This is a genomic window from Streptomyces sp. NPDC050211 (genome assembly GCF_040656035.1).
Taxonomy (GTDB): domain Bacteria; phylum Actinomycetota; class Actinomycetes; order Streptomycetales; family Streptomycetaceae; genus Streptomyces.
Genome location: NZ_JBFALC010000033.1, coordinates 83,504 through 106,765 on the forward strand (window position 1 = coordinate 83,504; position 23,262 = coordinate 106,765).

General features: G+C 67.4%; 14 protein-coding genes and 4 pseudogenes. 17 read left to right on the forward strand and 1 reads right to left on the reverse strand.

Annotated features, from left to right (window positions below; all coding sequences use genetic code 11):
- The first annotated feature begins 59 nt into the window (after window positions 1–59).
- The 6 genes and pseudogenes from AB0I98_RS28855 to AB0I98_RS28880 all read left to right on the forward strand — a co-directional run bounded on the left by AB0I98_RS28855 (window position 60) and on the right by AB0I98_RS28880 (window position 6,973).
- Entirely contained in the window at window positions 60–1,175 is a 1,116-nt protein-coding gene (locus tag AB0I98_RS28855; RefSeq protein WP_362946994.1) for a Gfo/Idh/MocA family oxidoreductase, read from the forward strand.
- Complete coding sequence (locus AB0I98_RS28860; RefSeq protein WP_362946996.1) at window positions 1,172–2,134, forward strand: PmoA family protein; 963 nt, start codon at window positions 1,172–1,174, stop codon at window positions 2,132–2,134. Before AB0I98_RS28855 ends, AB0I98_RS28860 begins: the two co-directional genes overlap by 4 nt.
- A 233-nt stretch (window positions 2,135–2,367) precedes the next feature.
- Window positions 2,368–2,520 (forward strand): annotated as a pseudogene (locus tag AB0I98_RS28865) (IS110 family transposase); the annotation flags it as partial.
- 581 nt (window positions 2,521–3,101) lie between these two features.
- Complete coding sequence (locus tag AB0I98_RS28870; protein WP_362946998.1) at window positions 3,102–4,103, forward strand: PaaX family transcriptional regulator C-terminal domain-containing protein; 1,002 nt, start codon at window positions 3,102–3,104, stop codon at window positions 4,101–4,103.
- A gap of 525 nt (window positions 4,104–4,628) precedes the next feature.
- Window positions 4,629–5,513, forward strand: coding sequence for an alpha/beta hydrolase (locus tag AB0I98_RS28875; RefSeq protein WP_362947001.1), 885 nt, complete (start codon window positions 4,629–4,631; stop codon window positions 5,511–5,513).
- Between the two features lie 221 nt (window positions 5,514–5,734).
- A complete protein-coding gene (locus AB0I98_RS28880) occupies window positions 5,735–6,973 on the forward strand; it encodes a glycoside hydrolase family 5 protein (RefSeq protein ID WP_362947003.1) in 1,239 nt (412 codons plus the stop codon).
- 500 nt (window positions 6,974–7,473) lie between these two features.
- On the opposite strand, the pseudogene AB0I98_RS28885 reads toward AB0I98_RS28880, so the two are convergent.
- A pseudogene (locus tag AB0I98_RS28885) lies at window positions 7,474–8,086 on the reverse strand (rhamnogalacturonan lyase); the annotation flags it as partial.
- Between the two features lie 857 nt (window positions 8,087–8,943).
- Here AB0I98_RS28885 and AB0I98_RS28890 point away from each other — a divergent pair.
- The 11 genes and pseudogenes from AB0I98_RS28890 to AB0I98_RS28940 all read left to right on the forward strand — a co-directional run bounded on the left by AB0I98_RS28890 (window position 8,944) and on the right by AB0I98_RS28940 (window position 23,085).
- Window positions 8,944–10,002 (forward strand): glycosyl hydrolase 53 family protein, encoded by a 1,059-nt coding sequence (locus AB0I98_RS28890; protein ID WP_362947006.1) that lies wholly within the window; start codon window positions 8,944–8,946, stop codon window positions 10,000–10,002.
- A 69-nt stretch (window positions 10,003–10,071) separates the two neighbouring features.
- A complete protein-coding gene (locus AB0I98_RS28895) occupies window positions 10,072–11,142 on the forward strand; it encodes a rhamnogalacturonan acetylesterase (protein WP_362947009.1) in 1,071 nt (356 codons plus the stop codon).
- A gap of 71 nt (window positions 11,143–11,213) precedes the next feature.
- On the forward strand, window positions 11,214–12,047 hold the full coding sequence (locus AB0I98_RS28900; protein ID WP_362947011.1) for a GDSL-type esterase/lipase family protein: 834 nt from the start codon (window positions 11,214–11,216) through the stop codon (window positions 12,045–12,047).
- A 560-nt stretch (window positions 12,048–12,607) separates the two neighbouring features.
- Entirely contained in the window at window positions 12,608–13,891 is a 1,284-nt protein-coding gene (locus tag AB0I98_RS28905; RefSeq protein ID WP_362947015.1) for an extracellular solute-binding protein, read from the forward strand.
- On the forward strand, window positions 13,892–14,908 hold the full coding sequence (locus tag AB0I98_RS28910; RefSeq protein WP_362947017.1) for a sugar ABC transporter permease: 1,017 nt from the start codon (window positions 13,892–13,894) through the stop codon (window positions 14,906–14,908). It abuts the gene before it with no gap.
- Window positions 14,898–15,734 (forward strand): carbohydrate ABC transporter permease, encoded by an 837-nt coding sequence (locus tag AB0I98_RS28915; RefSeq protein ID WP_362947020.1) that lies wholly within the window; start codon window positions 14,898–14,900, stop codon window positions 15,732–15,734. Before AB0I98_RS28910 ends, AB0I98_RS28915 begins: the two co-directional genes overlap by 11 nt.
- A 117-nt stretch (window positions 15,735–15,851) precedes the next feature.
- Window positions 15,852–17,201 carry a right-handed parallel beta-helix repeat-containing protein gene (locus AB0I98_RS28920; protein ID WP_362947022.1) on the forward strand — a complete coding sequence of 450 codons (1,350 nt, stop codon included), beginning with the start codon at window positions 15,852–15,854 and terminating at the stop codon, window positions 17,199–17,201.
- Window positions 17,202–17,559: 358 nt separating this feature from the next.
- Window positions 17,560–18,342: pseudogene (locus tag AB0I98_RS28925) on the forward strand (family 43 glycosylhydrolase); the annotation flags it as partial.
- Window positions 18,343–19,023: 681 nt separating this feature from the next.
- A pseudogene (locus tag AB0I98_RS28930) lies at window positions 19,024–19,392 on the forward strand (carbohydrate-binding protein); the annotation flags it as partial.
- 99 nt (window positions 19,393–19,491) lie between these two features.
- Window positions 19,492–21,423 (forward strand): glycosyl hydrolase 53 family protein, encoded by a 1,932-nt coding sequence (locus AB0I98_RS28935; RefSeq protein ID WP_362947025.1) that lies wholly within the window; start codon window positions 19,492–19,494, stop codon window positions 21,421–21,423.
- 348 nt (window positions 21,424–21,771) lie between these two features.
- Entirely contained in the window at window positions 21,772–23,085 is a 1,314-nt protein-coding gene (locus tag AB0I98_RS28940) for an RICIN domain-containing protein (RefSeq protein WP_362947027.1), read from the forward strand.
- Window positions 23,086–23,262: the final 177 nt, after the last annotated feature.

Sequence of the window (23,262 nt, forward strand, 5' to 3'; positions counted from 1 at the left end):
CACGGCCCCCGGGAGCCCCCACGAGAAGTGGGTCAGGAACCAAGAGAGAGAAAACACCCATGCCCAGCCCCCGGCCGCCGTACCGCGTGGCCATCATCGGCACCGGCGGTATCGCCCACGCTCATGCCGAAGCCCTCACCGAACTCTCCGAACGCGCCCGGCTGGTCGCCGTCGCCGACCTCGACCCCACCCGTGCCGCCGAGTTCGCCGACCGGTTCTCCGTGCCGCACGTCTTCAACGACCCGCAGGCTCTGCTGGAGAGCGAAGACCTCGATCTCGTACACATCTGTACGCCCCCGCAGACCCACGTACCGCTGGCAACCACGGTGATGCGGGCCGGCGTCACCGCCTTGGTGGAGAAGCCGACGGCACTGAGCCTGCGCGAGATGGACCAACTGGCCACGGTGCAGGAGCAGACCGGCTCCAAGGTCCTGACCGTCTTCCAGCACCGCTACGGCGCGGCGGCGGTACGCCTGCGACGGCTGGCCACGGCCGGCGCACTGGGCCGGCCACTGGTCGCCACCTGCGAGACCCTCTGGTACCGGCCCGACGCGTACTTCGAGGTGCCGTGGCGGGGGCGCTGGGACGTCGAGGGCGGCGGCCCCACGATGGGACACGGCATCCACCAGTTCGACCTCATGCTGTCGGTCCTCGGCCCCTGGTCCCAGATCACCGCACTCGCCGAGCGCCAGGCCCGGCCCACGGACACCGAGGACGTCTCGATCGCCGCCGTCCGGTTCGACAGCGGAGCCCTCGCCACGGTGGTCAACTCCCTGCTGTCCCCCCGGGAGACCTCGCGCCTGCGCTTCGACTTCGAACACGCCACGGTCGAACTCGAACACCTCTACGGCTACCGCGAGGAGCACTGGCGGTTCACGCCGGCCCCCGGCCGCGAGGATCTCTCGGACCTCTGGACCGACGGTGACGAGCCGGACGTCACGAGCGGCCACCGACTCCAGATCGAGGCCGTGTTCGACGCCTGGGAGACCGGAAAGGAACCCGGCGTCTGTCTGCAAGACGCGCGCCGCACGCTGGAGTTCGCGGCGGCGACGTACGCCTCCGCCTTCCGCGGTGTCCCCGTCGCCGCGGGCGAACTGACCGACGACGACCCGTTCGCGCTCAGCATGGACGGCGGCGCCGTGCCGTGGGAACCGGTCAAGGAGGCCCTCGTATGAACGCTCTTGAGATCCACCACGACCTCGGTACCTCGGTCACGGTCCTCGACGGCGGCACCGAGCTGTTCCGCTACGTGTACCAGCCGGACACCGTCCAACTGGAATCGCCCAAGCCCTACATCCACCCCCTGCGCACCCGGGCCGGCAAGGTGGTCAGCCTGTTCCGTCCCCACGACCACGTGTGGCACAAGGGCATCGCGTGGTCCCTGCCCCACGTCGGCGAGGAGAACTTCTGGGGCGGTCCCACGTACATCCATGGACGCTTCTACGTCCAGCTGCAGAACAACGGAACCCAGGCGCACCGCCGGGTCGTCGACCTGGACAGGGCCGACGGGACGGCGACGTTCGCCCACGACCTGGACTGGACCACCCAGTCCGGCGCGCTGTTCTTCACCGAGCGCAGGACGCTGCGAGCGAGCCTGATCTCCCCGGACGCCTGGGCGTTGACGTTCGAGACTCGGATGACGAACGTCTCCGGAACGGACGTCGCCATGGGATCGCCGACCACCAAGGGACGGGAGAACGCCGGCTACGGCGGCCTGTTCTGGCGGGGCCCTCGGTCGTTCACCGGCGGGCAGTTCGTGACCGAGGAAGGTCTGGGTGGCGACGAGGTCCGCGGGCGGCGCATGGAGTGGATGGGTTTCGCGGGACGCCACGACGAGACGGACGCACAGTCGCTCGTACTCATGGTGGACGACGCGGCCAACCCGAGTCACCCGCCGCAGTGGTTCGCCCGGACCGAGGAGTTCGCCTGCCTCAACCCGGCACCGTTCTTCAGCGAGGAGCTGACCGTCGAGGACGGCGAGACCGTGCGGTTCCGTTATGGGGTGGCTATCGCAGATGCCGACGCGAGCGCGGCTCCCGCACTCGCCGACGCGGTACGCCGGGCGCTCACACGGTCGGATACGCCGTCCGCATGTGCCGCGGAATCCTCTTCAGGGCGCGTCGCGACGGGGTGAGCCGACCCTGCTCGCTACGCAAGCCCCCGGCGTGCACTCCCCGCTCACCAGGGAGTGCACGCCTTCCTCGCCACCCCGGCTGCTGCGATCGCCGTAGACGCAAGTGCCTGCGAACGTCAGCGAGGCAGTACCAGACACGTACGAGCACGATGGCGGCCCTGATTGTCCGCTCGAACGCAGGACGTCCCCCGCCTGTGTCACCTTTCGCCCGTTGATGCCACAGGCCCCGGCCCGTCGAGGACTGCCGCCACATGACCCGTCGGTGCGAGGCAGACTTGCTCGACTGTGGGCACGCAGTAGTGCGGGTTCACACCCGGCTGATGGCCGGCGCACGACGCTCAGCCCGGGAGCACGGGAAGTCCGTCCCGATCGGCGCTGTCGCGGTACTCGTGCTGCTGATCGGCCCGCTGACTCTGGCCGCGGGCACTTTCCGGCGCCGGGAGTTGTCGTCGGCCAAGGAACCAGCGGCCAACCCCGCCCAGGACAGAGCGACCCGGCACACAACGGGCTGAACCCGCCGCCACGGTCGTGGGCGCGGGGGTTCGTCAGGACGGGCAAGCGATGCGGCCTCGTGGAGTGCATCCTCGTGTACGCGCGTCGCCCCAAGTAGTTCCAGAACCTCGTTGACGTTGCACCGGGTCGATTCTGTCCAGGCCGCCTCCAATTCGCCGTAGTGGCGAGTCGTCACGAAGGGCGACGGCCAGCACCTCGTTCTTGCCCGACCCGGCGCCGAGGAACAGCACCTCGACAACCACCACATTGACGATGACGAACGCCCACATCGCCCAACGCGCCGCGGCCCCGCAAGCACGGTGCCAAGGACGACTGTTCGCTGCCGTCACTCTCCAAGTACACCGGTGTTACACACCTGGGCGCTGCCTGGGCGCCTTCGCCTGCGCGCGGAGATCCCGCCTGGTGGAGCAATCGCGGCGGAGCTGCACCCGGCGATTCCACAACCGTTACAGTGATGCCGACCCTGTCCACCGCGCCGGAGCCGACCTTGCCGAACCTGTCCCACCTCGAGGAGATCTTCTCCGACGAGGGTGACGGTGCCGCCGGCCCCGTGCGGTCGCCCGGCTGGCAAAGCGACGTATCGCCGCAGGGACTCACGGTGACATTGATCGCCGACTACACGTTCCCCGTCCGGGCGTGGTTGCCGTCGGCGGCGATCGTGGCACTGCTCGGAGAGTTCAACGTGACCGCGGGTGCCGCCCGTACGACGATCAGCAGGCTGCTGCGCCGAGGGGTGCTGGAGAGCAGCCGGCAAGGGCGGTACAGCTCCTACCGGCTGACATCGCAGGCCGCCGTCGATCTGTGGAGCGGCGCCAGTTCGATCGCCACCTTCACCACCCAACCCGATTCATGGGACGGTCGGTGGACACTGATCGCCTTCTCCGTCCCGGAACAGGAGAGCACGCGGCGGCGCGCACTGCGCACCGCGCTGCGGTGGCGCGGATTCACGCCGCTGTACGACGCGCTCTGGGTGTCGCCGCACCCCCTGACCCCCAAGGGGCGGATCGAGGTGGCCGACCTGGCGCGGGGAGCGGTCACCGTGTTCCGCGCGCGGCAGGAGGAACTGGACACGGAGGCCGACCGCAACCCGGTCGAGGCGTGGGACCTGCCCGGCATCGCCGAGCACTACCGGGCTTTCATCGACCGTTGGAGCGGCCTGCTTCCGCACATCAGCACCGACCGTGTCACCGGTGCCGACGCGGTGCGCGCACGGACCGAGGTCATGCACGCCTACCGGCACTTCCCCATTCTGGACCCGCTGCTCCCCATCGGGCTGCTGCCGCCCGGCTGGCCCCGGTCGCGGGCGCGGGAAGTCTGCGTCGCGGTGTACGACGGCCTGCTCCAGCCGGCCCAGGACCATGTCCGCGCCGTGGTGACCCGATTCGCGGAGGGACCGCACCCCGACATCAGGGCTCATACGATCGCCGGCATGAGTGCGGGTGTCGGCCACGGCTGACGGCAGGCCGCCGCGAGTGTGATCGGGCGGGCTTCGAAGGCGTCACACGGTGCCTCCAGCGCCTGCGATCTGTCGAATCCGCGTCGAAGACAACAGAGTTGGGCGCCAACGATTGACAGATCGGCGCCCGATCGTGAATGTACCTGTTGCAGGACATGTGGGAACGCTCCCAGAGTTGCGGCACACGACGAGTGGAAGGAGAGACACCCTTGCGCCGCTTCCGCAGAATCAACACCTCCCCATCAGACAGGCGGGCAGGTGGGCGCGGAGGGCCGCTCCCACAATGAGTCACGGTTCGGCCGGTGTTCAGCGGCTCGCCGCGTCTCTGCCGGCAAGGCCACACCACGCCGATGACCACCACGGGCAGGACCGGAACGTCCTCCACCGTGCGCGATTCGCCGACCTGACCACCCCCACGACCACTCCCCCCACCACCTGGGTCAGCCTCACCGCCGCGGCATCACCGACGTCTCTTCCCGGCGCCTGACCGAGCAGCGCTCCGCACACCCCCCACCAGGAGTCTTCATGACCATGCAACGGCGTAGCTTCCTGACCCTGAGCGCGGTCGGAGCCGCGGGCGTAGGCATGTTCCTGCTCGGCACGGGCCAGGCAGGTGCCACCGCGCGGGCGGGAGCTCCGACCCAGCGGTTCGCGGTCGGCGTGCGCCAGTACGCCTGGAGCCGCGGCAGCCGCCGGTGGACCACCTACGTCTACTACCCCGCCACCGGCGCCCCCGGTGGCTCCCCGGTCACCAACGCCCCCGTCGCCCAAGGCGTCTTCCCGGTCTGCGAGTTCATGCACGGCTTGAGCAGCAGCCCGCAGAATTCCCTGGCGATCATCCGCCCCCTGGCCGAGGCCGGCTTCATCGTCCCCGCCCCCCACTTCGCCGACCTCAGTGGCCAAGACGTCTACAACGGCAACCAGTCCAAGGACGTCTCCGAGGTCATCACCCGGACCCTCGCCCTCAACACGGCGAGCGACCCGCTGGCCGGCCACCTCAACACAGCGGCCGGAGTCGGTGTCTCCGGCCACTCGATGGGCGGCATGACCACCCACGGCCTGCTCACGGCCTGGCCGGACGCACGGATCACCGCCGCGATCCCCATGTCCTGTGTGGACATGGGCAACCCGAGCCCGTCGGTCCGCGCCAAGGTCCTGTTCACGCACGGAGACCGGGACGGAACGTGCCCGATCCCCTCCGCCCGCCAGGCGTACCGGGAACTGCCCGCCGGCAAGGCGTTCCTGACCTTCCGCGGCGCCGGGCACAGCAACTACTTCGGCGACTCCCGCACCGTCAACACCTCCGTGGACTGGATGCGGTGGAGCCTCTACGGCGACACCGAGGCCCGCGACCGCCTTCGCGCCGACGCCGCATCCAGCACGACCACCTGGGAATCCGCCCTGAGCTGAGGGGCAACCAGGCATGGCCCGGGTGCGCGGGTCTGCCGTGATCGCCGCGCATCCGGGCCGTGCAGGGTGCGTGGCCGCCCGCGGACGCCGCGCAATCGACCGTGTTCGTTCCAGGCCAGTGTGGACATAACCGCCCGAACAGCGGGCGGCCGCGCTCCCACTCGTACAGATAGGTCCGCTTGGGGGTCCGACACTCTCAAGGACACAAGAGAGGAAAGTTCATGGTTTCACTAGCAGGGAAGATCAGAGTCATTTTCCTTGCCGTCCTGTTGGCAGTTGCCGCATCTGTGTACGGCGCGGCGCATCAGGCATCGGCCGATACCGTGGCACAGTCAAGCGCTTCGCAGATCGTGGCCGACATGGGCGCGGGTTGGAATCTGGGGAACCAACTCGAAGCCACCACCAACGGATACCCCAGTGAAACAGCGTGGGGCCAGCCGACGGTATCGCAGGCCCTCATCGACAAAGTAAAGGCGGCGGGGTTCAAGACGATCCGGATCCCGGTCTCCTACCTGGGATACATAGGGTCCGGCCCGAATTACACGATCAACGCCGCCTGGCTGAACAGAGTCCAAGAAGTCGTCAACTACGCCTATAACAGGGGCCTGCATGTGCTGATCAACATGCACGGCGACGGGTACAAGACCGTCAACGGCTCCTGGCTGATCTGCGATTCACCTTCCCAGGCGACGATCAAGGCCAAGTACGAGAAGGCTTGGCAGCAGATCGCGAACAGGTTCAAGAACTACGACCAGCGCCTGATCCTCGAGTCCATGAACGAAGTGTTCGACGGGCAGTACGGCCGCCCGACCCAACCGTGCTACTCGAACATCAACAGCTACAACCAGATCTTCGTGGACACCGTGCGGAAAACAGGCGGCAACAACAGTTCGAGGTGGCTGCTCGTGGCCGGCTGGAACACGAACATCGATTACACCGCCGGGAATTACGGCTTCGCCCTTCCGTCCGACCAGTACCGCTCCCCCTCCATTCCCGCAAATGAGCGGCGGATCATGATCTCCGTTCACCACTACAGCCCGTGGGACTTCGCCGGAGAGGAAAGCGGCACCATCACGCAGTGGGGCCGAGCAGCGACCAACCCGTCGAGGACGTCGACCTGGGGACAGGAGGACTATCTGGACGCGCAGTTCAAGATGATGCGCGACGTGTTCGTCACGAAGGGGTATCCGGTGGTGGTGGGCGAATACGGCGCCATCGACAAGTCATCCTTCGATTCGTCGAACAACAGGTATCGCGCGGACTTCGCACGGGCCGTCGCAGCCACCGCCAAGAAGTACGGCGCGGCCTCCATCTACTGGGACAACGGTGCAACCGATCGGTACGGGTTCGGGCTGTTCAACCGGCGCTCCCTCACGGTCACCCAGCAGGGCATCATCAACGCCATCATGACCGGCGTCAGCGGCAGTGTCGCCGCCTCCGGCCTTCCGTCCGGCACGTAGCAGGACCCGAGTCTCGGCGACGGGTACATACCTCTGGATAACTCGTGGGCGCGCAGTTGGGCCGAGTGGTGATGCCACACGGTGTGCGATCTCGTCAACTGCGCGCCGACCAGACGGAGAAGCAACGCCGCTCCGCATCTGGGAGCACGTTTGACAAACGGAGGACAGCGATGTCTTCGCGTGTAGCGACCGACGACGAGGTGTCTGCCGGGCTGGCCTGCGTGCCGAGCTCAGGAGGTTCTGCGGTCTCTCAGAGCCCGGCTCAATCCGGAGGACATCGGCCTGCCCTCATACGAGCGGCGGTGGGTACCCGGCCTGCGGCGCGAGGAGCCGGCGGGAGTGTCATACGCGTACTACGCACGCCTGGAACAGGCTATGGCGAAACCATGTCGACCGAGGTGATGGCCGCCGTGGCCCACGCACTGCGTCTGGCCGAGGAGGAACGGGACCCTCTGATCCGGCTGGCCCAGCCCAACCGGAACCGCACACCGCTGTCCAGCTCAGTGACTGTTCGGCAGCGCGACGGTGGGGCGGAGTGGCGTAGGCATCTTGCTGCCGATGAAGGAGCTGGGGTGCGGGGGGCTGGTTGTAGGCAGTGTTCTGCCAGGCCAGGGCCGTGCGGTACTGGGTGTCATGGAGGATGGTCGTGATCCGCGTAATGGTTCCTCGCGCCAGTCGCCGAGGAGGTCGCCGGACAAGGACGGCGTCGACGGTGCCGTTGTTGGAGTGGACCCAGGCGCCGGTGAGCAGGCGGGTGTCGCCCTGAGGTGCCGTACTTGTCGATGTCGGTGCCGTCGAGGAGTTCGCGCGTAGTGTCGCCGTCCCACCACGCCAGGAAGTTGCTGGACCCGGGCTTACGACTGGCGACCACCGCGCCCTTGGGGTTGCGGACGCCACTCACGAGCGACCACCACGACTCGGCGCCCCGCGCTGCCGGACCAGATGTCACCGGACACGCCCCGGCCGTTGTCACCGCCGGCCGGGGTGGACCAGAGGATCTGGCCGATCCTCGCCGCCCGCCATCCAGGAGGACGGCTTGGAGCTGTCCTCGTCGACCTTGAAGTTCTCCAGACCCGGCTGGGACGGGTCGAGGTCGCCCACGTGCATCGCGTCCGGCCCCGGTCGAGGCGTTCCACCTGCCGCGCGGTCGCGGCGTGCGCGGTCTGCGGTATTCCGGTGAGTGCGGAGAGGGTCAGTGCGGTGGCGGCCGTCAGGCCGCCGAACAGTCGATTGCTTGACCGGCGTTGGAATCGCCGTGGGCGCGATGCGGTGCGCGGATGCCGGTGCGGGTCGGTCACCATGACCTCCGGGGTGGGGGTATGAAGATCGCGGAGACGGCGGTCCAACCACAGGTGTGTGTGAACGCTCCCATTCGCTGTGAAGGTAAAAGCTCACTGATAGCCCGTCAAGCATACTGTTGGCTTTTTCTGTTCGAGCATGTTCGGATGCGAGCCAACGAGATGTCCCGTGCGCAGCCTCGCCCGCCGCTGCATTCCTTCTAAAAGGGCACTTGAACTGGGCTGACTCCCGCTGTTTCAGACAGCTCACCGGCGAGGCGCGGCGAGTCCCAGTCCACAGGATCACACTGCTTCTTCCAAGGATTGGTGAGCAATGGTTGACAGCTTCGCACCCGATCGAGAAGCTGCGTGATGCACCTCAAGTTCGTTGTGATGCGATTGCGCACTGCCGCCGCAACACTTCTGTGATCGTTCACAGCTCAGACCTGGAGGAGCGGCTCTGGTATGCCAAGACCGCCCCCTTCGACACGTGCCACTCGTAAGCACTCCTGCCTTGTTCTTGCCACACCGAGGGAGGCGCATCGGCCGGATCGCTCCCGGCCACACCAACTCCCTGTACCTGACGGTCAGTTGCCCCTAATCCGCCTCGTTCCTGGAAGTCCCTTTCTCACTGACCCGCTCTCCGCCGACCGCGACACCTGGCCCCCGGCCGACGGAAGGAAAGGACTGACCATGTCCCCGCAACCCCCCACACCAGTTGCCGGACACATCAGCCGGCGAACCTTGCTCAAGGCCACCACCGCCACCGCCGGGGCGCTCGCCACCGCTGCCGCGTTCGCCGAACTCGAGACACCTGCCGAGGCCGCGGCGAGCTTCGTCAAGGGCGTCGACATCAGCTGGGCACCTCAGATGGAGGCGCGCGGCTACTCCTGGAAGAACGCCGGCGGGCAGACCCAGGATTTGCTGACGATCCTCAAGGGTTACGGCATCACCGCCGTACGCCTGCGCACCTTCGTCAACCCGTCCAACGACCCGGCCAACGGGCACTGCGGCATCAACGAGGTGGCCGCCTTCGCCAAGCGGGTCAAGGCCGCCGGGATGTCGATCATGCTGGACTACATGTTCGGCGACACCTGGAACTCCGTCGGTGTGCAGAACCCGCCCGCGGCCTGGCGAAGCATGAACTACAGCCAGATGCGCACCGCGATGAGCACCTACGTGAACCAGACCATGACGGTCATGAAGAACAACGACGTGCTGCCCACCTGGGTGCAGATCGGCAACGAGATCAACAGCGGGATATGCCGCCCGGTCGGCAGCGTCTCCAACGGGGCGCAGATGACAGGGCTGCTCAACGCCGCATACGACCAGGTCAAGGCGGTGTCACCGAACTCGACCGTGTGTATCCACCTGGCCCAGCCGCAGAAGTACGACGTGATGACGACGTTCTTCAGCCGCTACGCGGCGAGCGGCGGCAAGTGGGACATGTCGGTGTTCTCGTCCTACGGCAGCGCCGAACTCGCCCCCGGGATCGTGGCGAACATGAAGAAGATCTCCGACGCCTACGGCAAACCGTTCCTGCAGAGCGAGTTCGGCGGGCGGGTGGACCGTGCCTCCTCCACCCAGGCCGCGCTGGTCGCCTACATCAAGGCCCTCAAGGCCAATGGCGGGCAGGGCATCTTCTACTGGGAGCCGGAGTGCATGTCCCCGTTCACCGGCTACAACATGGGCGCCTGGGACTCCTCCAGCAAGCGGCCCACCGCGATCATGAACGGCTTCACCCAGGCCTGAGCGGCGGGCCATGGACCTCAACCCGGGCAACTCTCCGGTCAAGGACTGGGATTGGTGATTGTAATGGGCATGACATCGAGTCTCGAAGGGCACGGGGTCAGGCTGGGAGCAGTGGGTCTGCTGACCCTCGCGACGCTGGTCGGCACCGGTGCGGCGCATGCCGATGCCGCCACGCGGGCGCTGCCGGCCGGTTGTTCCGGCAGCGCGCCGATCAAGTGTCACTACGCGGTCTCACCCGGCAACTACGACGTGACGGTCTCCATCGGCGGTGCCGGTGCCGCCGAGACCGACATGTGGGTGGAGGCCCGGCGCCTGACGTTTCCGGCGACGAAGACGGCGGCCGGTGCCGCCGCCACGTACTCGTTCACGGTCAACGTGCGGCAGCCGGAGGGGCAGCCCACCGGCCAGGGCGGCACCGGAAACCCCGGTCTGGACATCCGGTTCTCGGGGACCAACCCGCAGGTGTCGGCCGTCTCGGTGAAACCGGCGGCCCAGCCGCTGGTCGCCTACCTGGCCGGCGACTCGACCGTGTGCGACCAGCCCGTGGCCCCGTACACGGGATGGGGCCAGATGATCACGCCGACGGTGGGTCCCGGAGCGTCCGTCGCCAACTACGCCGACTCGGGGGAGAGTTCGGGCAGCTTCCTGAGGAACTCGGCGCTCTTCCCGGCCCTGCTGCCGAAGGTCAAGGCAAACGACGCGGTCTTCATCCAGTTCGGCCACAACGACAAGCAAACCAGCGCCTCAGCCTTCCGGAGCAACCTCACCTCCATGATCACGCAGGTCCGTGCGAAGGGCGGCGTTCCCGTTCTCGTGACCCCGCCGGTCCGCCGCCAGTTCAACGGCAGCCGGCTCACGCCCACAGCACTGCACGTCAACGGCCTCGGAGTGAACCTGCCCGCCGAGATGCGCTCGGTCGGCACAGCGCAGAACGTGCCAGTGATCGATCTGACCACCAAGAGCAAGACGCTGGTCGAGTCCCTCGGCCCGTCCTCCTCCGCACAGCTCTTCCTGCGCTCATCCGTCGACGGTGTCACGGACAACACCCACTTCTCGCAGTACGGCGCGAGCCAGATGGGCGGGCTGGTGCTCCAGAGCATCCGCGAGCAGCGTCTGCCCCTGGCCGCGTACCTGCGCTGACCGAACGCCCGGCGCCAGTCCCAAGGAGGGACCCGTTGAGGAACTTACGGATTCTCATCACGACCGCGCTCATGATCGCCTTGTCGAGCCTCGGTGTCAGCGCCGCATCCGCGGCGGACCGCGTCGCCACGGACTGCACCAGTGCCTCCCGCGCCCAGGCCCCGGCCGCACAGGCGGCCGCCGCGCCGGTCACCGTGTGGCTGGCCGGCGACTCCACCATGGCCAACCCGAGCTCCGGCCGGTGCCCGGTCGGCTGGGGCAGCCAGTTCGACGCCCTGTTCAGCAGCGAAGTGACCGTCAAGAACCAGGCCGTCGGAGGCCGCAGCATCCAGACCTGGCTGTACGAGGGGAACGTGAGCGGCACCAAGGGCTCGGACGGTGAGTGCCGCCTCACGTCCACCACGTACTCGTCCCGCTGGCAGGCGATGCTGAACGCGACCACCGGAATGAAGGCCGGTGACTACCTGCTCATCCAGTTCGGCATCAATGACTCCTCCTCGACCTGCCCCCGGCACGTCGGCCCGGCCCGCTACCAACAGCTGATGACCCAGATGGCGCAGGCCGCCCTCGCCCGTGGCGCGCACCCGGTGCTGCTCACCCCGGTGGCCGCCATCACCTGCTCCGGCGGCACAGCGACCAAGAACCGCGGCTTCGTCACCCAGACCCTCGCCGCCGGCGCCGCCACCAGGGCGCCCGTCATCGACCTGCAGACGCTCAGTGTCTCGCTCTACAACAGTCTGCACTTCTGCCCGAACAACGGCGACTACGGAGGCAGCGGTCCCCTGGGCACCTTCTTCTGCAACGACCACACCCACTTCGACACCTACGGCGCCCAGCGGGTCGCAGGGCTCGTCGCCGGTGACGTGCGCCGCCAGAACCTCCCGCTCGCCGTGTATCTCACGTAGCACGCGGCGGTTGGGCGCGAACCGAGGCCGGTCGGTTCGCGGGTGGCCTCAACGACGGCGGTGCAGCAGACCGAGGACGCAGTCGTCCCTACCTGAACCTGACGATGGCGTACGGAAACGGCTTGGCTCCGACCGGGCCGCGGCGTGCGACGAAGAAGGAGGCCGGGGCGAGGGTGCGACCGGGCACACGCAAGACGCCCGCCAGTTCGCCGCTTCGGGCCTGGGCTGCCTCACGTACGACTGGTGCTCGCCCAAGGCCATCATCGGCGACCACAGTGGCCGCGTTCGCGTGGATCACCGAAATCAACGGCCGGGGCATGCCGGAGGTCGGCCGCCCGAGCTTACGGACACGGAGCTGCGCGGCCACTTCGTCCTGTGGGCCATGAGGTCCGCACCGGCGCTCGTGGGCAGCGATGTGTGCAGCATGTCGGCGGCGGTGCCGAGCCTCCTCAAGCACGCCGCCCCCCGTTCAACCAGAGCAGCCGTTCGCGATGTCTGTTCGGCCACCGCCTGAGCGATCAGGGGGTGGGCCCCTCGCTCGGAAGGTGGTACACGCGTCCATGGCAGTGTCACGAAGACGGTTTCTGGCGCTGGGCGCCGGATCAGCCGCCGGAGGGTTCGGGCCGGCCGGCTGCGGGTCGCAGCGCTCGCTCGGCGACCCGGATGAGATCACTCTGTGGACCTGGGACCGGTCGGTGAGCGACGAGTTGGTCGCCCGGGCCGAGACGAAGGGCATTCCCGGGGCCGAGGGCTTCAGACTCAGCCGCACCAACATCGGCGGCCACTTCAACACGAAGGTGCGTACCGCGCTCGCCGGCAAGTCCCTGGTGCCGGACATCATCGGCATCAACTCCGACGTGGCCACCTACTTCCCCAACCAGGACGTGTTCGTCGACCTGAACGACTTCGGCGCGGCCGAGCTGAAGAGCCGGTACCTGGACTGGAAGTGGAACGAGTGCATCACGCCCGAGGGCCGGATGATCGCGTTCCCCATGGACACGGGCCCCACCGGGCTGTTCTACCGCGCCGACCTGCTTCAGGAAGCCGGGATCACCACCGACCCGAAGGAGCTGGCCGCCCGCGCCCCGGACTGGGACGGCTTCATCGCCCTGGGCAAGGAACTGCGGAAGTCCCAGGAGCGCGCGGTGATCTGCCCCAACATCCACCACGTCTGGGGCATCCGGCTGGGCCAGCTGGGCCGCAAGTTCATGACCGAGGACGGCCGGTTCATCGGCGACCGTGACGAGCTGCGCGAGGCATTCGAACTGGCCTACCGGATCGGCAGGGACGGCCTGTCGGCCGGCGCCCCGGAGGGCTCCACCGACTTGTACGGCGTGGTCACCAGCGGCCGCCAGCCGGTGGGCATCGGCGCGGTGTGGTGGGGCTTCGCCTTCCCGGAGTCGGCCGCGCCGAAGACCGAGGGCAAGTGGCGGGTGGCCGACCCGCCCGGCGGCGCCGGCAACGTCGGCGGCTCGTTCCTGGCGATCACCAAGTACTCCAAGAACCCCGAGGCGGCCTACAAGTTCGTCACCTGGCTGCAGTCTCCTGAGAACCAGGTCAAGGCGTTCACGGAGATGTCGCTGTTCCCGTCCTCCCCGCACTCCTTCACGAGGCCGGAGATGCGTGAGCCTCGGCCCTTCTACGGCGGACAGCGCACCATCGAGGTGTTCGGACCGTCGGCGCGGCAGGTCAGGACCGTCTACAAGAGCCCGTACGACCGGGTGATGGACCCCGTCTTCGCCGCCGAGCTCGCCAACGTGGAGTCCGGCAAGAACGTCGACACGGCATGGAGGGACGCCCAGGACACCATCGAGCGCGAACTCACCCGCGAGGGGGCGATCTGAATGGGCCTCGCCGATGCCCTGCGCGGGAAGACCGTCGATCGGCGCGGGAGGACCGCCAAGCCGCCACCGGACGGGTCCAGGCCGCTGCCCGGCTGGCGCCGCTACTGGCCGATGTACACGGCGGTCTCCCCGTTCTTCCTCCTCTTCGCCGTCTTCGGCGTCTTCCCGGTCGGCTTCTCCATCTACCTGTCATTCATGTCGTGGGACGGCATCGGAGAGACGCGGCCGATCGGCTGGGAGAACTACGCGTACCTGGTGACCGACTCCGACTTCTGGCAGTCGATCGGCAACACCCTGGTCATCTGGATCCTGTCCACCGTCCCGATGGTCTTCCTGGCGCTGGTCATCGCCTACGCCCTGCACACCACGGTGCGGTTCAAGGCGTTCTACCGGGTGGCCTACTTCGTCCCGAACGTCACCTCGATCGTGGCGATGACCCTGGTGCTCGGCTCCGTCTTCAGCGACAGCTCCGGGCTGCTCAACAGCGCGCTGCGGGCGATCAGCGCCGGCGAGGTCGGCTGGCTGTCCGACCCGTGGGCGATGAAGGTCTCCGTGGCGGCGATCACCATCTGGCGGTGGGTCGGCTACAACGCCATCATCTGCCTGGCCGGCCTGCAGGCCATCTCCAGCGACGTGTTCGAGGCGGCCAAGGTCGACGGCGCCGACAATCGCCAGACCTTCTTCCGGATCACCATCCCGATGCTCCGCCCGGTGATCCTGTTCGTCGCCGTCACCTCCACCATCGGCGGGCTGCAACTGTTCACCGAGCCGCAGGTGCTGTTCCCGGTGGACGACAACGGGAACGTCGGCGGGCCCGGCGGCGAGGCCACCACCATCGTGCTCTACCTCTACCAGCAGGCGTTCATCTTCAACCGGTTCGGCTACGGCGCGGCCGTCGGCTGGGCGCTGTTTCTCCTGATCGCGGTGTTCTCCGTCATCAACTGGCGGCTGATCGGCGGCCGCGACGAGGACCCGATCGGCACCGGCAAGCGGAAGGAGAAGTCCCGTGCGCGCTGAGACGGCCGCCCGGTCGCGGACGATCGTGGGCCACGCCGTGCTCCTGCTGGGCGTGCTGATCACGATCTTCCCGTTCTACTGGATGTTCGTGATGGCCTCCAACACCACCGGGGACATCTTCGCCTACCCGCCCAAGCTGATCCCGGGCTCCCACCTGTGGGAGAACATGAACAAGGTGTTCGACGGGATCGACTTCTGGGGGTCGATGGGCATCACCGTCGTGGCCGCCACAGCCGTGACGTTCCTGGTGCTGCTCTTCGACTCGCTGGCCGCCTTCGCCTTCGCCAAGTACGACTTCCCCGGGCGGAGGGTGCTGTTCTGGATCGTGCTGGCCACCTTCATGATCCCGATGCAGCTGACGCTGGTGCCGCAGTTCGTCACCCTGGCCTGGCTCGGCTGGGTCGGCTCGCTCAAGGCGCTGATCATCCCCGGTGCGGCCAACGCGTTCGGGATCTTCTGGATGCGCCAGTACGCGCAGGGGGCGATCGCCGACGAGCTGATCCAGGCGTCGAGGGTCGACGGTGCCGGGTTCTTCCGCCAGTGGTGGACGGTGGGGCTGCCGGTGCTCCGCCCGGGGCTGGCGTTCCTGGGGATCTTCACCTTCTTCCACATCTGGAACGACTACCTGTGGCCACTGATCGTGATGACCGACCCGGGCAAGGTGACGCTGCAGGTGGCCGTGCAGCAGCTGAACGGCATCTACACCACCGACCAGTCGATGGTCATCGCCGGAGCGCTCATGTCGGTGATCCCGCTGATCGGGGTCTTCCTGATCGGCTCGCGCCACTTCATCGCCAACCTGGCCGCCGGCGCCATGAAGTTCTGAAGAAGCACGCGCGTGGTCCCACCCTTCGAAAGCAGTTTTCGCACCTGCGCTGAGTTCTTCAGGCAGGCACGAGCCCTACTGCCGCACGGGAAATCACCTGACTCGGGAGATGACGCTGTGAGAACCGCGAAGTTCGGCACCCCTGCCCTCCTGCTCTCGGTGGTCACGGCGAGTTCCCTCGCCATGGCCCCCGGCTCGGCGTCCGCGAAGGCCACGGCGGCCGGAAACACCTACTACGTCGCCCCGAACGGGAACGACGGCGCGGCAGGCACGCAGGCCGCCCCGTGGGCGTCGATCGCCCGTGCACAGGCCGTCGCCACGGCGGGCGACACGGTCTACTTCCGGGGCGGCACCTACGCCTACACCCGCGCGAACAGCGCCTGTTCGAGCCAGACCGCCAGGGTCGACGCGATCACCCTCAACAAGAGCGGCAGCTCGGGCAACCCGATCCGGTACTGGGCCCAGCCGGGCGAGAAACCGGTCTTCGACTTCTCGCGGATGACGGACAACTGCCGCATCAAGGGCTTCAACGTCACCGGCAGCTGGATCCACCTCAAAGGACTGGAAGTCAAGGGCGTTCCCCAGAACAACAACCAGAACGCCGAGTCCTGGGGGATCTGGGTCTCCGGCAGCAACGACATCTTCGAGCAGATCAATACCCACCACCACATGGGCACCGGCCTGTTCATCAACGGCGGGGCCGGCAACCTCGTCCTCAACTCGGACTCGCATGACAACTACGACCTGCGCAGCAGTGACGGGCCCGGTGAGAACGCCGACGGGTTCGGTGCGCACTACACGCCTTCCGGCCGCGCGGCGAATGTGTTCCGGGGGTGCCGCGCATGGTGGAACGCCGATGACGGGTTCGACCTCATCTCCACCTACTCGCCCGTGACCATCGAGAACTCGTGGGCCTGGCGCAACGGATACGTGCCGGGGACGACGACGCCTTCCGGCAACGGAGCCGGCTTCAAGTCGGGCGGCTACGGGGGCGACTACGAGGCCAACGCGCCCAAGCACACCGTCCGCTTCTCGGTGGCGTTCCTCAACAAGGCGCAGGGTTTCTACGCCAACCACCACCCGGTGGCCAACGACTACTTCAACAACACCGGCTACGGAAACCACCCCAACTTCAACATGCGTGGCGTCGACTCGAGCGGCGCCGCCGTCGGCCGGGGCAACCTGCGCAACAACATCGCCTACACCGGAACGGCGACGTCGTACATGAGCGGCACGAACGCCGCGTACAACACCTGGAACCTCGGCATCCCCCTGTCGGACTCCCAGTTCCAGAGTGTGTCGACGTCCGGCTGGGACGCGCCCCGCCAGAGCGACGGGAGCCTGCCCGTGCTGCCCCACCTCCGCCTCGCGGCGAACAGTGCCCTGATCGACAAGGGCACCAACGTGGGACTGCCCTTCAGCGGAAGTGCGCCGGACCTCGGCGCCTTCGAGAATGATGGAAGGTGACATCTTGAGATACCGAATGCGTGCCGTCTCGAAGCACTGGAAGTTGGCCGCGGCCGCCTTGTTGTCCGTGTCGTTAGCAGCGCCCGTCTGGGCTGGCACCGCGTCGGCGGAGGCCCCGGCACAACAGACATCGACGGCGCAGACATCGACAAAGGAGCTCCCAGCCCAGGACGCCGCTGCCGGACCGGTGGCGGATCGTGGCCTGAAGTACCTGGTGTCCGAGTACGAGACCCGCGCTCCGTCGAAGTACACGGCCGGCTCCTGGAAACCCTTCGCCAAGGCGTTGCGTTCCGCGGACGCGGTAGCCGACGACACATCGGCCACCAAGTCGGAGGTCGCCGAGGCGAAGACGGCCCTGATGAACGCCGCCGGCGATCTGCAGGCTGCCGACGAGGGCACGTTCCAGACGATCACGAACAACACCTTCTGGAACGACACCAGCGGCAACCCCATCTATTCGCAGGGCGGTGGGGTCTTCAAGTTCGGTGACACCTACTACTGGTACGGCGTGCACTACCTCGGCGCCGAGTCCTACCGGGCCAATCCGACGCGGAAGTACGACGGCGAGGTCAGCTTCAGGTCCATCCCGGTGTACTCGTCCAAGGACCTGGTGAACTGGAAGTTCGAGAACCGGGTCGCGACGCGGACGACACCGATCCAAAGCGGCGCCACCCTCGGTCAGGCAGGGTGGGTCGGGCGGCTCGGGGTCTCGTACAACGAGAACACCGGCAAGTACGTGCTCGCCGTCCAGGCCTACGTCGGAGGCGGGCACGGTGTCCTGCTGCTGCAGGGCGACTCACCCACCGACACCTTCGACTACGGCTACTTCCAGACCCAGATCACCAACTCGCCGACGACCGGCACCGGAGACCAGACCGTCTTCACCGACGAGGACGGCAAGGACTACCTGATCTTCTCCAACCGCGAAGGACGGTCGCGCGGCTTCGTGGCCAAGTTCCGGGAGTCCGACTCGCTGCGGATCGAGCCGGGCGTGGAGATCCGCCGCGGCGACGGTCGCGAGGGCAACGCCATGTTCAAGCTCGACGGCAAGTACTACCACGCGGCGTCGGACCTGCACGGCTGGAACACCTCGGTCAACTACGTCAATGAGTCGACCAGCAGCAACGTCCAGGGCTCCTACAGCGGCGAGTACGTCCTTGCCGGCACCGAGATGGACTACAGCCACGTGACCCAGACCGGGTTCTTCGTGACGGTCAAGGGCACCAAGCAGAACACGGTGATCTACGCCGGCGACCGCTGGGCCGACTTCGCCTGGAACGGCATCGGGTACAACCAGTGGGTGCCGATCACCAAGACCGGCGCGCGGCCGCAGTTCCACTCGGTGAGCCAGTGGCAGTTCAACGTCACGACCGGAGAGTGGCGGGTCGGGCCGGCGAACAACTACATCCTCAACCCCGACATCCAGGCCGACCGCATCATCGTCTCCAGTGTACGGGGATGGCGGAACCTCGGCGGTTCGGTGACCAACGTCGACGGTGGTGTGAACGGGTCTCGCTTCGCCCTCCAGGTGAGCAACAGCGGCGGCGTCGAGCAGCGGATCGCATCGGTGCCCGCAGGCACCTACACCCTGTCCCTGCACGCTCGGGGTAGCGCCGGACAGGTCGTGATCACCGGCGCCAACGGCAGCCAGCGCATCCTCGGCGTCCCGTCGTCGAGCGGCTGGGCCAAGCGCGAGCTCACCGGCATAGAGCTGCCCGGCGGGGCCGCCACCCTCACCGTGCGGGCGTCGGGTTCGGGCGGCGTCACCGTCGACCAGCTCTCACTCGTCAAGACCTCTGCCGACACACCAGCGCCTCCGGGGCGTTACGAGGCAGAGACCGCTCCGGCACAGTGCCGGGGCACGATCGACTCGAACCAAGCCGGCTATTCCGGCAGCGGGTTCTGCAACGGCGACGGCGCTGTGGGGGCCTTCGCGGAGTTCACCGTGAACTCCGCGACCGCCCGTACGGCGACGTTGGGGATCCGGTTCGCCAATGGCTCCACCACCGGTGCGAGGCCCGCGAACCTCGTCGTCAACGGAGCCCCGGCAGGGGCGCTTTCGTTCGAGTCCACCGGTGCGTGGACGACGTGGACGACCAAGACCGTGACGGTCCCGCTGAACGCCGGCAGCAACACCATCCGGCTGGATCCGACCACGTCAACCGGACTGCCCAACGTCGACTACCTCGATGTCGGCTGACTGACGTCCCGTGCTCTGCCGGTCTTCGCGACCGGCAGAGCGTACGGAACAGCCCATGCCGCCCGTACGTGACATCGTCAGGAGAAGGACATGAGCAGAACGCGTCTGCCCCGCGCCATCGCGGTCGCGACGACGTTGGTCACCATGGTGTCCGCGAACCTACTCATGGTGCCCGAGTCGGCCCACGCGACCTTCGGAACCGCGGACATCAAGCCGATCGAGAGCAATATCGCTGCCAAGCCCTGGGCTTCGGCGACGGCCGCCTCCGGCTCGTCCAGCGCCCGTCTGGCCATCGACGGCGATCCGACGACGTCCTGGCAACCCGGTAGTGCCGGCGCCCGGCAGTGGCTCACCGTCGACCTCGGTGGAACCTACGACAACCTGCGTAAGGTCAAGGTGCTTTTCCCGGACCGTGGCGTGGCCCACCGGTACGTCGTCGAGGCTTCATCCGACGGTCGCCGGTGGAAGGCCATCGCCGACAGGTCCCACAACCGAGCCGTGTCGCGAGGGGAAGTGCACCTGTTCACCCGGCCGGGAACGCGCTTCGTCCGGCTGACGTTCACAGGTGGGCCGGGCCGGGCCCGGGCAGGTGTCAGCGAGCTCCAGGTCTTCAACTACCTGCGCGACGACCTCACCCTCGGCGCCGATCTGTCCTGGATGGACGACGTCCAGGACCAGCAGTACTGGGTCGACCCCCTGGCCGAAGACCGCGGCGCCGGGCCACACCTGCTCGACGTGGCCAAGGACCGTGGCATCGAGTACAGCCGGCTGCGGATATTCAACGAGCCGCGCAGCGAGAGCACCGGTCAACCGACGCCGATACCGCGCCAGGGTCCGGAGCGCTCACTGGCCTCAGCCAAGTGGATCGAGCAGCGGGGCATGGGCCTGGGGATCGACTTCCACTACGCGGACTCCTGGGCGGACCCGAGCAAGCAACCCAAACCACGCGCCTGGGCCGAGCTGGAGTTCGCGGACCTGTCCAATGCCGTGTACGACTTCACCGCCGACTATCTGAAGCGGCTGATCCGGCAGGGCACCACGCCGGAGAAGGTGGCCGTCGGCAACGAGATCATCAATGGCTTCATGTACGGCAGCGAGGCGGCCCACATCGGCACGACGAGTCCGCCGTATTTCGTCGACCAGGCCGATATCTACCAGTCCAAGCCCGGCGGTGGACTGCTGTGGAAGTACTGGCGGTCGGCCGACCCGGTGGAGCGGCAGCTCTACGACCAGTCGTGGGACCGGTTCACCACCCTGGCCGCGGCCGGGATCAAGGCCGTCCGAGACGCGTCACCGACATCCAAGGTCGAGATACACGTGATCGTCGACAAGGACAAGCTCGCCAAAACCATGGAGTTCTGGCACCAGTTCCTCACCCGGGTGAAGGCGAAGGGCCAGAACCCCGATGTGCTGGCCCTCTCGTACTACCCGGAGTGGCACGGTACGCCCGAGGCGCTGGATCTCAACCTGAACACCATTGCCACCACCTATCCCGGCTACGAGATCGACATCGCCGAAACCGCCTACCCCGCGTCGGGCGGCGACGGCTCGCCGTTGCCCAACTCGCCGTACCCGCGAACCATTCAGGGGCAGGCGGACGCGATCCGCAGGGTGTTCCAGGCCGCCAACGACGTGGTCGACAACCGAGGTTCAGGGGCACTGGTGTGGGAACCGGCCGGCTACCAGCCGATGTTCCGGGCCGTGCCCGGACTGGCGAACACGTGGGAGCCGCACGCGTCCATCAACGTCTTCAACGCCAGCCGCGCCAAGCACATCCTCCAGGACACCATCTACACCAGCACGATGGTGAGGGCCGCCCCAAAGCTGCCCTCCTCCATCCGCATGCTCACCACCGCCAACAACAAGATCACCGCTGTCCCAGTCCGCTGGCAGCCGTTGCCACCTGGCGCGACGGACAGGCCGGGTGAGGTGACAGTCACCGGGACGACCGGCACAGGACCGGTCACGGCGGTCATCGACGTCATGCCCAGCCACGGCGAACACGACGTGACCACCTCATAGCCTGCTTCACCGACGTCGCACCACCGAGACCACGACGGCACCGGCGACGTCATCACCGCTTCACAGCAGTGCTCCGCTCACTCGGTGGCCGACAGCAACAACTGCAGCAGCGCCTGGGAGAACCAGGCCGTGTTCGACCGGAACGGCCACACTCACCCCGGCATCCGGTGCACCCGACCAATCGCATGCCGCTCCTGCCGCCCCTCGCGGGTGGCAGGAGCACCCAGACCCGCTGTCGCGCCGCGCGACCCGTCGATCTGTCGACCTCTGGCGCCGACGGGACGCACCCGGCAACGGAACCAGCCGAACGCCGAACCCTCCACTCATCCCCGCACCCAAGGAGTCACCATGACCCTGCGACGACGGACCTTCCTCAGCATGACCGCGGCCGGAGCGACGGGCGTGGGCCTGTCCCTGCTAGGGGCAGGGCAGGCACCGGCCGCCGCCGGGCCACTGGACACCGCGCCGACCACGCCGTTCGCGGTCGGCGTGCGCCGGTACAACTGGACCCGCGGCAGCCGCCCGTGCACCACGTACGTCTACTACCCGGCCACCGGCACCGCCGGCGGCAGTCCGGTGACGGACGCCCCGGTCGCCAACGGGGTCTTCCCCGTCTACAACATGACCCACGGCTACGGAAGCAGCCCGCAGAACTCCTTGTTCATCATCCGGGCCCTGGCCTCGGCGGGCTTCATCGTCCCCGCCCCACACTTCAACCACAACTTCACCGACGTCAACAACGGCAACACCTCCAAGGACGTCTCGCAGATCCTCACCAACACCCTCGCGCTCAACGCGAGCGGACCGCTGGCCGGGCACATCAACACCGGCATCGGCGTCGGCGTCTCGGGCCACTCCCTGGGCGGCATGGTCACCCACGGTCTGCTGACCTCCTGGCCCGACAGCCGGATCATCTCCGCCAATCCCCAGTCCTGCGTGGACATGGGCAACCCATCCAGCTCGGTCTCGGCCAAGGTCCTGTTCGTCCACGGCGACCGGGACTCGACCACGCAGTACTCCTCGGCCCGGCAGGCATACTCGGAGATCACCTGGCCCAAGGCGTTCCTCACCTTCGTCGGCGGCAGCCACACCAGCTTCTGGAGCGACCAGCGCTTCCCGAGGACCGTCGTCGACTGGGCCCGCTGGACCATGTACGGCGACACCGCCGCACGGGACCGCCTCCCGGCCGACGCGTCCGGGTCCAACACCAGGTGGGAAGCCCAGCTGGGCGACTCCCCCGGCGGCCCGGGCCTCTACACCCTGCTGGCCCAGCACAGCGGCAAGGCCGCCGAGATCAACGAGGCTTCCACCGCCGCCGGCGCACGGCTCGTCCAGCGGACCACCAGCAGTCGCCCCAACCAGCAGTTCGAGTTCATCGATGCCGGCGGCGGCCACGTCCGCGTCAAAGCACTGCACAGTGGCCTGTTCCTCCAGCCCACGGGCACCGCGACCGGCGCGGACGTCGTCCAGCAGGCCGACAGCGGCGCCACCGGCCAGCAGTGGCGCGTGGTCGACCACGGCGGTGACGTGATCAGCCTCGTCAACCGGGAGTCCGGCCTGGCCATGGATGTCTGGGAGTACTTGACCACCGACGGTGCCCGCATCTCCCAGTGGACCTACACCGGCAACCCCAACCAGCGCTTCACCCGCCGCCGCGTCTGACCGGGACCTGTCGGGGGGGGCCGGGGGGGGGGGGGCCCCCCGGCGGGGGCCGACAGCCGCGGCCGGAGCGGTGGAGAGAAGACATACCACAAAAATAAGAAAAAAAAAAATAAAACAAAAAATATAAAAAATCAAAAAAAAAAAAAAAAAACAACACAAAAAAAAAAAAAAAAAAAA